This window comes from Pseudomonas sp. R19M, assembly GCF_050312585.1.
GTDB classification, from domain to species: Bacteria; Pseudomonadota; Gammaproteobacteria; order Pseudomonadales; family Pseudomonadaceae; genus Aquipseudomonas; species Aquipseudomonas palleroniana.
Map to the genome: position 1 here is coordinate 1 of NZ_JBNPJV010000091.1, position 10084 is coordinate 10084.

8 protein-coding genes are annotated in these 10084 nt (G+C 61.3%); 3 read left to right on the forward strand and 5 right to left on the reverse strand.

Going from position 1 to position 10084, the window contains the following annotated elements; genetic code table 11:
- Positions 1-218: 218 nt before the first annotated feature.
- From ACQRBT_RS21315 to ACQRBT_RS21330, 4 genes are all read right to left on the reverse strand, one after another.
- Positions 219-986, reverse strand: a complete 768-nt coding sequence (locus ACQRBT_RS21315; RefSeq protein ID WP_060752634.1) for an SDR family oxidoreductase — start codon at positions 984-986, stop codon at positions 219-221.
- Between the two features lie 21 nt (positions 987-1007).
- On the reverse strand, positions 1008-2075 hold the full coding sequence (locus tag ACQRBT_RS21320) for a phosphotransferase family protein (protein ID WP_412047504.1): 1068 nt from the start codon (positions 2073-2075) through the stop codon (positions 1008-1010).
- A gap of 130 nt (positions 2076-2205) precedes the next feature.
- The gene (locus ACQRBT_RS21325; RefSeq protein ID WP_060752636.1) at positions 2206-4062 is read right to left on the reverse strand and encodes a pilus assembly protein TadG-related protein; all 1857 of its coding nucleotides are present in this window, start codon (positions 4060-4062) and stop codon (positions 2206-2208) included.
- Between the two features lie 90 nt (positions 4063-4152).
- The gene (locus ACQRBT_RS21330; RefSeq protein ID WP_244383357.1) at positions 4153-5103 is read right to left on the reverse strand and encodes a 2-hydroxyacid dehydrogenase; all 951 of its coding nucleotides are present in this window, start codon (positions 5101-5103) and stop codon (positions 4153-4155) included.
- Between the two features lie 514 nt (positions 5104-5617).
- Between ACQRBT_RS21330 and ACQRBT_RS21335 the strand changes: the two genes are divergently transcribed.
- Complete coding sequence (locus ACQRBT_RS21335; protein WP_090370688.1) at positions 5618-5950, forward strand: hypothetical protein; 333 nt, start codon at positions 5618-5620, stop codon at positions 5948-5950.
- Positions 5951-5966: 16 nt separating this feature from the next.
- Here the strand turns inward: ACQRBT_RS21335 and ACQRBT_RS21340 are convergent, their stop codons facing one another.
- A complete protein-coding gene (locus ACQRBT_RS21340; RefSeq protein WP_161549836.1) occupies positions 5967-6491 on the reverse strand; it encodes a cysteine hydrolase family protein in 525 nt (174 codons plus the stop codon).
- A gap of 435 nt (positions 6492-6926) precedes the next feature.
- On the opposite strand from ACQRBT_RS21340, the gene ACQRBT_RS21345 reads away from it, so the two are divergent.
- A complete protein-coding gene (locus tag ACQRBT_RS21345) occupies positions 6927-8204 on the forward strand; it encodes a serine/threonine transporter (protein ID WP_090370692.1) in 1278 nt (425 codons plus the stop codon).
- A 144-nt stretch (positions 8205-8348) separates the two neighbouring features.
- On the forward strand, positions 8349-9998 hold the full coding sequence (locus ACQRBT_RS21350) for a SulP family inorganic anion transporter (RefSeq protein WP_161549837.1): 1650 nt from the start codon (positions 8349-8351) through the stop codon (positions 9996-9998).
- Positions 9999-10084 lie beyond the last annotated feature (86 nt).

Genomic DNA, 10084 nt, shown 5'->3' on the forward strand with positions numbered 1-10084 from the left:
GTCAGTTAAGCGATAAAGCGGACGATGGATAAATTGTGGGAGGGGCGGTGCGACGATTCGACTTGCTCCCGATGGCCTGCGTAGCAGGCCCATTTTTGAGGCCGCTGCGCGGCCTATCGGGAGCAAGCCCCCTCCCACAGTGACCGCGTTAATCCTTAACTGACTGGCATTAGGGCTTGCCCCGCGCTGGGGGGCGAGCCCGCTCACTACAGTTGGGGTCAGGACAGGAAGCCGCCGTCCACATTCAGCGATACACCGGTGGTGTAGCTCGACGCATCACTGGCCAGGAACAATACCGCACCGGCCATCTCGCTCGGGTCGGCGACGCGCTTGAGCGGGATCTGCGCCAGGGCCATTTTCAGGATCGAATCGTTCTTCACCAGCGCCGAGGCGAATTTGGTATCGGTCAGGCCCGGCAGCAGCGCATTGCAACGAATGCCGAACGCCGCACATTCCTTGGCGAACACCTTGGTCATGTTGATCACGGCCGCCTTGGTCACCGAGTAGATGCCCTGGAACACGCCCGGGGAGATGCCGTTGATCGAGGCCACGTTGATGATGCTGCCGCCGCCGTTCTCGCGCATCAATTTGCCGGCCTCCACCGACATGAAGAAATAGCCGCGAATGTTCACGTCGACGGTCTTCTGGAACGCGCCGAGGTCGGTGTCCAGCACATTGCAGAATTGCGGGTTGGTCGCCGCGTTATTGACCAGGATGTCCAGGCGCCCGAACTGTTCCCGGATACCGGCGAACACTTGGGTGATCTGCTCCATTTCACCAATATGGCAGGCAATCGCCGTGGCTTTGCCGCCATCGGCGATGATCGCGTCGGCCACGTGCTGGCAGCCCTCCAGCTTGCGGCTGGACACGATCACGTGGGCGCCTTGCTGGGCCAGCAGCTTGGCGATGGCCTCACCGATACCGCGGCTGGCACCGGAAACAAAGGCGATCTTGCCGTCGAGGTCGAACAGGTTGGTCTTGGACATGAGGTTTCCTTGTTCTGGTAATCAGAGTGCGGATTTGGCGATGACATTCAGGCTCATCTGCTCGAGCAGCTTGTTCATCTGGATGAACTGCGCAAAGCGTTTGTCCTGGGTCTGGCCATGGAAGAAGCGGTAGTAGATCTGCTGCACGATCCCGGCCAGGCGGAACAGGCCATAGGTGTAGTAGAAGTCGAAGTTGTCGATCTGCAGGCAGGAACGTTCGGCGTAGTAATCGACAAACTGACGGCGGGTGAGCATGCCGGGGGCGTTGCTCGGCTGGCGTCGCATCAGTTGCACCGGTGCGGGGTCGGCAGCTTCGATCCAGTAGGCGAGGGTGTTGCCCAAGTCCATCAAGGGGTCGCCGAGGGTGGTCAGCTCCCAGTCCAGCACGCCGATGATCTGCATCGGGTTGTGCGGGTCGAGGATCACGTTGTCGAAACGGTAGTCGTTGTGCACGATGCTGGACGTCGGATGGTCGGCCGGCATCTTGTCGTTGAGCCACAGACGCACTTTCTCCCAGCTGGGCGCGTCCGGGGTCAGGGCCTTTTCGTAACGCTCGCTCCAGCCACGAATCTGCCGTGCGACATAGCCTTCGGGTTTACCCAGGTCGGCCAGGCCGCAGGCGGTGTAATCCACTTGGTGCAGTTCGACGAATTTATCGATGAAGCTTTTGCACAGGGCTTCGGTCCGGGTCGCGTCCAGTTCCAGTTCGGCCGGCAGGTCAGAGCGCAGGATGATGCCGTTGACCCGTTCCATGACGTAGAACTCGGCGCCGATCACCGATTCATCGGTGCAATGCACGTAGGCTTTCGGGCAGTACGGGAATCCATCCTTGAGCTGGTTGAGAATGCGGTATTCGCGGCCCATGTCGTGGGCGGACTTGGCCTTGTGGCCAAATGGCGGGCGGCGTAGTACGAACTCCTGGCCCGGGTATTCCAGCAGGTAAGTCAGGTTGGACGCACCGCCGGGGAATTGGCTGATCTTGACTGTGCCGCTCAGCCCCGGAATGTGGGCCTTGAGGTAAGGATCGATCAGGCTGGCATCCAGTTCTTCGCCTGGGCGGATCTGAGTCGATTGGTCGTTAAGCGCCATGCTTATCCCTTCTGCTTATTTTAAAGGCCGTGGACTATTGGCTAATCTAATGCGCGCCGCCGCTCAGCGACAAGGTCGGGGCGGCTTAATAGGTTAGCGTGTTGGAGGATGATCAGCGGGCCTGATGTGCTCAAATCACCAGCACGGCACGGCCGCCGGGAGTACAGGACAGGTTGGCACCGATTTCGACTTTTGCCAGGTCCACGCCCAGGCCGGCGAGCAGGTTATTGACCAGCGGGTCGAGCAAAGGGCTGAGCAGGCCGGAGATGACCCCGCTGAGCAGGTTCAGCACGCCGGTCAGCACGTCGACCACCAGGCCCACCACCAAACCGAGAAGCCCGGTGAGTGTCGGTGTATGGCTGGTCAGCCGGATACCGTTGAGGGTGTCGCTCAAGCTGCCGACCACGTTATTGGCGCTGAAACTGAAATAGCTCGGCGGTTGCTTGACCTCCGGTGGCGACACATAGACATGGGCGCGGGTGGTCTTGGCCACGCTGCTGTCGACGCGCAGGCTCAGGCCACCGACCGCGTAGGGTTGTCGTGGGTCGCACACGCCTTTGCTGCAGGTCTTGACGCCAAGGTCGAGCAGCGGGAAGTCGTCGACTTTCAGCGGGGCGGTGGATGAGAACAGGTTCTTCGGGTCGACCTGGCCCACCATCAGCCTGACGGCGGAGGTGGTGCCTGACACCGAGAGGGATTTGTCGGCGGGTCCGTTGCAACGATAGCCGGTCACGTAGCTGCTGCCGCTGGCGGCCTCCAGGGCGATATCGATTTGCGTGCCAGGCACCACATCCAATGAGCTGCCCAGCAGCAAACCCACCAGGTCGGTGACCAGGCCGATCACCTTGGTGAGCCCGTCGATCACCGGCAGTTTAAGGGAAATCCAGGTCCTGACTTGCGCCGTGCGCACCGCAATCGGCTGGGTGTCGATCAACTGAGGGTTACCGATAGCGGAGATCTGGGCCGGCTCGATGACCCGGGTCTTGACCGTGACATTCAACAAGCCCAGCACATCGACCGGCAGCTCGACCGCCACCGCGCTGGCCTTGTTCGACAGTTGCACAAAGCCCTGGATCAGGTTGAACAGTTGCAGGTCGACATTCAGTGCGCTTTTATCGGTGCCGTTCTGGATCTTGACCAGGTCACCCAGGTGCAGGATCTGCGTGCCGGGTGCGATCAGCTTGATGGTTTCCAGGTTGTTGATCACCACCTGGACTGCGTCGCCGCCCAGCTTGAGCACGTCAATGGCGGCCTGGATCAACTGGCCAATGGTGGCGTCGGTCTGGAGCAGTTGGTCGTAGTTGCCGGCGCTGACATTCAGGCGGATGGCCAGGGCATCCAGGTAGCTGAGCAGGCTGATATCGGTGTTGATCAAGCCATTCCAACCCACCGCGTCGAGCTGCAGCTTGCCGCCCAGCAGGCCGCCGATCAGGCCATTGAGGGCGGCGGATTGAGTGCTGTCTATCGTCAGCAAGGTGCTGCGCACGGTGAGCGTGGCCACCGGTGGTGCGGGGGCGGCGGCCACTGCGGTGGCGCTCAGCCGCGTGGTCAGGCTGATGGGCTGTGCCGAAAACAGTGTGTGCAGTGCATGGGCGATGCTGGTGGCAACGCGGTGGGTGGCGATCACCTGGATGGCATCGGTTTTGCTCGGGTCGGCGCTGAAGGTGCGCATAAAGTCCGCGCCGGTGGCCAGGGCGCCGCAGGCGGTGCTCAACGTACGGTTTGCATCGACCGGGAAGTCATTGCGCAGGGCGCTTTGGGTCGCGAATTGCGCGGCATTGTCATTCGGCGCAGTGCATTTGCCGCCGCGGCTGACGACTTCCAGCGCCGCAGTGTCGACGACGCGTTGCAGCTTGCGTTTTTCCAGGTACAGGCGGCCACTGTCGACCACCAATAGCAGAAACAACAGCGCGATCCCAAGCGTCAATGCGCCGATCAAACCAATGGCACCGCGTTGACGGGCCGGGCCGGGTCCATGGCCAACCATTGTGCGTTCCTTCGCCGGTCCTGCACCGGCGTCCTGAGCATCCCCGCATGCAGTGTAGACAGGTTTTACGACGTAGCTGGCTAATCGCTACTAGTTGCGTGGCGGGAGGGGTACCGGGGTCAGCACCGGACGGCCGGCGAAATATTCCACCAGGTTGTCGGCCACGCGTTGCACCGTGTCATGGGCGGCTTCCGGCGACAGGCCGGCCACATGCGAGGTGAGCACGGTATTGCTCAGGCGCTTGAGGGCGTCCGGCACTTTGGGCTCATCATCGAACACATCCAGCGCCGCGCCGCCGATACGCCGTTGCTCAAGGGCGGCGACCAGGTCAGCGGTGACCACCACGCTGCCACGTCCGATGTTCACCAGATAGCCGTTCGGCCCCAGGGCGTCGAGCGCATGGCGATCGATCAGATGGCGGGTGCCCGCGCCGCCCGGCGTGGCCAGGATCAGGAAGTCCGAGGTGCGCGCCAGTTCTATCGCCGTTGCGCAGTAGGTGTAGTCCACATCATCACGGGGCTGGCGGTTGTGATAACTGACCTCCATGCCGAAACCGAGTGAAGCGCGCTTGGCGATCTCCATGCCGACTGCACCGAGCCCGAGAATGCCCAATTGTTTACCGCCCAGGGAAGGGCGCATGACCTTCGGCCATTCACTGCGCCGTACCGCCGCATCGGTCTGGGGAATACCGCGCACCAGCGACAGCAGCAACGCCATGGCGTGGTCGGCCACCGACGGCGCATTCACCCCGGCGCCATTGGTCACCACGATCCCGCGATTGCTCGCCGCCTGCAGGTCCACATGTTCGTAGCCGGCACCGATCACGCAGATGATCTCCAGCAGCGGCAACGCAGCGATTTCCTCGGCGTACAGCCCCAGTGGCCCACGGGTCAGCACAGCCTTGATCTGCCCGCCGTGGGTCTTGATCGCCTGGGCGCGTTCGGCGGGCGTCGGAGCCAGGATTACATGGAACTCGCTGTCCTCGATGATGGACAGGTAGTCGTTGATGGTTTCAACCAGGACCAGAACAGTGGTGGACATCGCAAGGCTCTTCCTGAAGGGTTTGATAGGGGCAGTATGCGGGATTTGCAGGGCACAGCGTTTTGTTCAAGTAGAAAAAGTTCTTCTTGCGTAAGGCCATTCTGAATTTTCTGCTTCCCCCTCCAGCGTCGAAAAGCTGCGCCAGACTTTGTCGACTTTCCCACTTTGCAGAGACGACATGGATGCTTGTTCCTGCCACACCCGAAGAGATTGAATGGACGCCGTACGGTTACAAACACAGCCCTTCGACGCTAATACCCTGGAGAACAGTCATCGCTGGCACGTTGGTAGGCCCGGCTAAATACAGGCCCGGTATCGCTATTGAAATGCTTGAACGAGAGGCTTATAAAAATGGTGTCTGCACCACTAATGGAAAACCCTGGAAAGTCATGGAGTATCCACACTGCATTGGCGCCAGCCATGGCAGGCTCAGTCGCTGGGTCCGCATAGAACTGAGTGCTGGCGCTATTCATGGTCATCCGATTTCTGAACAGGAATTCAGGAGGTTAACAAATTGATCCCATTTCACTTTGCCGGTGGCACCGTCACTCATGATGACTTGTCGATCCTGCAGGATGTAGCGTTAGCGAAGCAGATCGACCTATTGAAGGAAGATATGCTCCAAGTCGAATTCGCGGGTGGGTTGCTGCTGGATGTGGGCTGGTACCCGGAATTTGATGCCGCGGGTGGCTTTCGAATTAATGTCATCAAGGATTTCGACTGGGCCCGCCCTGTGATTGCACTGACCGCCCACGAAACTGCTGAGCTGGTCGAAAAACTGGATATTGCGCAGAACGCTATCAATGGCGAACTGCGCAACACCCACTTGGGTACCTCGGCTTATTAGTTGAAAGCCCGTTGCCTCAGTTCCAGATGTCCAAGGCTTTGACTCGCTTCACAAACGCGCCCGCCAACGTCGCATTGTGATGCTCAATGATCGCCTCGGCCTTCAGCGCCGGGGTGTCCATGCACGTATGGCCATCCTCCGGCAACACCACCGAGAAACCCAGCTCGGCTGCCACTCGACAGGTGGTGTCGATACAGAACTGGGTCTTCATGCCCACGATCACCAATTCATTGACCTGCGCCGCTGCCAGTTGCTGCGCCAGGCGGGTGCCGAGAAAGCAACTGGGGCGGGTTTTATCGAACAGATGGTCGCGGGCCGGGTCGACGTCCAGGCCCGGCCAGAGCTGCCAGAGCGCGCTGCCGGCTGCGATCGGTGAACCCTCGGGGCCGGTGTGGCGGGCCACGAATATCGGTGCCTGGGCTTTGCGAGCGCGCTGAATCAGCTGGTTGATGGTGCCCAGAACGCGTTCGCGCTCGAAGGGTTTTTCCGGCCCATCGTATAAACCGGTTTGCATATCGATGATCAACAGGGCGTTAGCCATGGTCTTGCTCCTTGCAGTGGCCAGAGGGCGAGGCAATAAAAAGGCCCCGTCCATTGCTGGCGGGGCCTTGGGTTGTTTGGGGGGGTCTCTAGTTCACGCACCCACGGCAACCGCACGACCCGCCATGAGCGGTCGTGGTGGTGGTACGGGTGAGGCGCAACGGGATTGGGTTCATGGTTTGATGATGCGGGGAAGGGCGGCGGGCTGTCAATGGACACGACTGAAAGCCCTTCCGGTTGCCCTGTATTGTGCTGCGGCCCGCTGATACCGCGGCTTATGGCCGACCTTGCGCATCTGCACCGCAACACCGTTCCTCAGCTAAGTCTTTGCTTATTCGAAAGAATCCCGGAGAATCGCGCGCTTGTTATGGCTGGGGCGCTGCCTGTCAGGTATTTCTGACTCGTCCCGGCCGTGTGAATGCGGAGATCCGACCGGATGAATGATCAGGCCAATAGCGTCGACGAACGTTATGCAACGACACCTGCAACCCTCACAAGCTGGAGCCGCCAGGACACGACCTGGATGCTCGGCCTGTTCGGCACCGCCATTGGCGCCGGTACTTTGTTCTTGCCGATCAACGCGGGTCTGGGGGGCTTCTGGCCGCTGGTGATCCTCGCGGTACTGGCATTCCCGATGACATTCTTTGCCCACCGTGGCCTGACCCGTTTCGTCTTGTCCGGCCGCGACGGTTCCGACATTACCGACGTCGTCGAAGAGCATTTCGGCCTCAAGGCCGGCGCATTGATCACCCTGTTGTACTTCTTCGCGATCTTCCCGATCCTGCTGATCTACAGCGTGGCGCTGACCAACACCGTCAGCAGCTTCATGGAGCACCAATTGCACATCCTGCCGCCGCCTCGTGCGGTCCTGGCGTTCGTGCTGATCCTCGGCCTGCTGGCGGTAGTGCGCTGCGGTGAACAAGTGATCGTCAAGGCCATGAGCCTGATGGTGTACCCGTTCATCGTGGCCTTGCTGTTCCTGGCGGTGTACCTGGTACCGCACTGGACCGGCGGCATCCTGAGCACCGCCAACGAAGTGCCGGCACCCTCGGCGCTGCTTAACACGCTGTGGCTGGCGATTCCGGTGATGGTGTTCTCGTTCAACCATTCGCCGATCATCTCGGCGTTCGCCGTTGATCAGAAACGCCAGTACGGCGCCCACGCTGATGAGCGCAGTTCGCAGATCCTGTCCCGTGCGCACCTGTTGATGGTGGCGATGGTGCTGTTCTTCGTGTTCAGTTGTGTGTTGACCTTGTCGCCGGCGCAACTGGCGGAAGCGAAAGCCCAGAACCTGTCGATCCTGTCGTACCTGGCCAACCACTTCGATAACCCGACTATCGCTTTCGCCGCGCCGCTGATTGCATTCGTGGCGATTGCCAAGTCGTTCCTGGGCCACTACATCGGGGCCAGCGAAGGTCTCAAGGGCTTGGTGCTCAAGACCGGTCGCCGCCCGGCAGCCAAGTCACTGGACCGCCTGACCGCCGCATTTATGTTGATCGTGTGCTGGCTTGTTGCCACGCTTAACCCAAGCATCCTGGGCATGATCGAAACCCTGGGCGGCCCGGTGATCGCGTCGATCCTGTTCCTGATGCCGATGTACGCGATTCGCAAGGTGCCGGCCATGGCCAAGTACCGCGGGCAGGCATCCAACGTGTTCGTCACGGCCGTGGGCCTGGTGGCAATCACGGCGTTGATCTACTCGCTGCTGTCCTGACCTCAGGGCGTTAGGCACACAGCCGATTCGCGCACACCGCGAATCGGCTTTTTTTTGCCGGTACAAAAGCTGACGCGGCTCAACCACGGCCCGGCAATGAGGGCTAAGCTTACGCACGCTTTTTGCCAGGATGGGTTGGGCCGATTGAAGACTGAAACCGATGTACCTGCCGCCGTACCCTCAAACCGTATCCAAGACCTGCTGGCCGGATTATCCATTGCCGGTTTGCTCCTGCCGGAGGCCGTGGCCTATTCCAGCATTGCCGCACTGCCGCCTCAGGCCGGGGTGATTGCCTTGTTTGCCGGGCTGGTGTGCTACGGCCTGTTCGGCACCAGCCGTTTTGCGATTGTCTCGGCCACCTCGTCGTCGGCGGCCGTGTTGGCGGCGGCAACGGCCAGCCTGGCCGGTGATGACCCGGCCCTGAGGCTGTCCCTGGCCTTCGGATTGGTGTTGCTCACTGGGGTGTTTTTCCTGTTGGCCGGCCTGTTCAAGCTCGGCGGCGTCACCTCCTTCATCGCCAAGCCGGTGTTGCGTGGCTTTGCCTTCGGTCTGGCGCTGACCATCATCCTCAAGCAATTGGCCAGTGTGGTGGGCGTGCACCTGACCGATAACAACCTGATCCGTTTTCTACCGCAGTTGCTGGAGCAACTGCCGCGCTGGAACTGGCCTGCGGCCCTGGTGGCGGCTCTGGCGTTGCTGGTGCTGTGGCTGTGCGCGCGCTTGCCGCGCGTGCCTGGTGGGCTGGTGGTTGTGGTGCTGGGCATCGCTGCCGGGCAGTATCTGGACCTGCAGGCTCATGGCGTGGCGCTGATCGGCATGATCGACCTGCGCCTGGAGCTGGGGCATTTGCCAGTGCTGCCGTTTGCCGATTGGCTGCGCCTGGGCGAGTTGGCGTTTGCGCTGGTGATGATCCTGTACGCCGAGTCCTACGGCTCTATCAGTTCGTTCGCGCTCAAGCATGGCGACCGTGTGTCGTCCAACCGCGACCTGCTCGCGCTGGGTGCGGCCAACCTGGTTTCCGGGCTGTTCCACGGCATGCCGGCCGGTGCCGGGTACTCCGCGACGTCGGCCAATGAGGCGGCTGGCGCTTATTCACGCTTGGCGGGGATCGTCGCGGCGCTGGTGACCTTGCTGATTGTGCTGACGGTGCTGCCCTATGTCGCGCTCACGCCGGAGCCGGTGCTGGCGGCCGTCGTTATCTATGCGCTGGGGCGCGGCTTGAGTTTGCAGCCGCTGGGGCGTTATTTCCTCTGGCGGCGCGATCGTTTACTGGTGATCTGTGCGGTGGCGGCGGTGCTGGTATTGGGGGTGCTGGATGGTTTGCTGCTCGCGGTCGCAATCAGTGTGATGTTGATGCTGCGCCAGATGTCGTCAGCCGATATCCAGGTACTGGGGCGCCTGGGTGACAGCCATGACTTTGTCGACCGTCAGCACCATGCCGATGCTTCGGCTGTACCGGGGGTACTGATCGTACGGCCCAGCGAAGCCCTGTTTTTTGCGAATGCCGAGCGCATCCTTGGCGCGGCCCTGCGCCTGATGCGGCAGTCGCCGGTCGAGGCGATGGTGTTGAGCCTGGAGGAATCGCCGGACCTTGACGGCACCAGCATCGAAGCGCTGGCGGCATTTTTTGCCCAGGTCCATGCGCAGGGCAAGCGCCTGGTGTTGGCCCGTGTGCGACATGATGCCCGCGAGGTCTTGCAGGGGTTGCCTGAAGCGTTGGCACCGCAGGTGCGGCTCAGTGGCTTGAGTGTCGATGGCGCGGTGCAATTGGCGCTTGAGATGAGTAACGCGTGACGCAGACATGATGTGGGAGGGGCGGTGCGACGATTCGACTTGCTCCCGATGGACTGCGTAGCAGGCCCATTTTTGAGGCCGCTGCG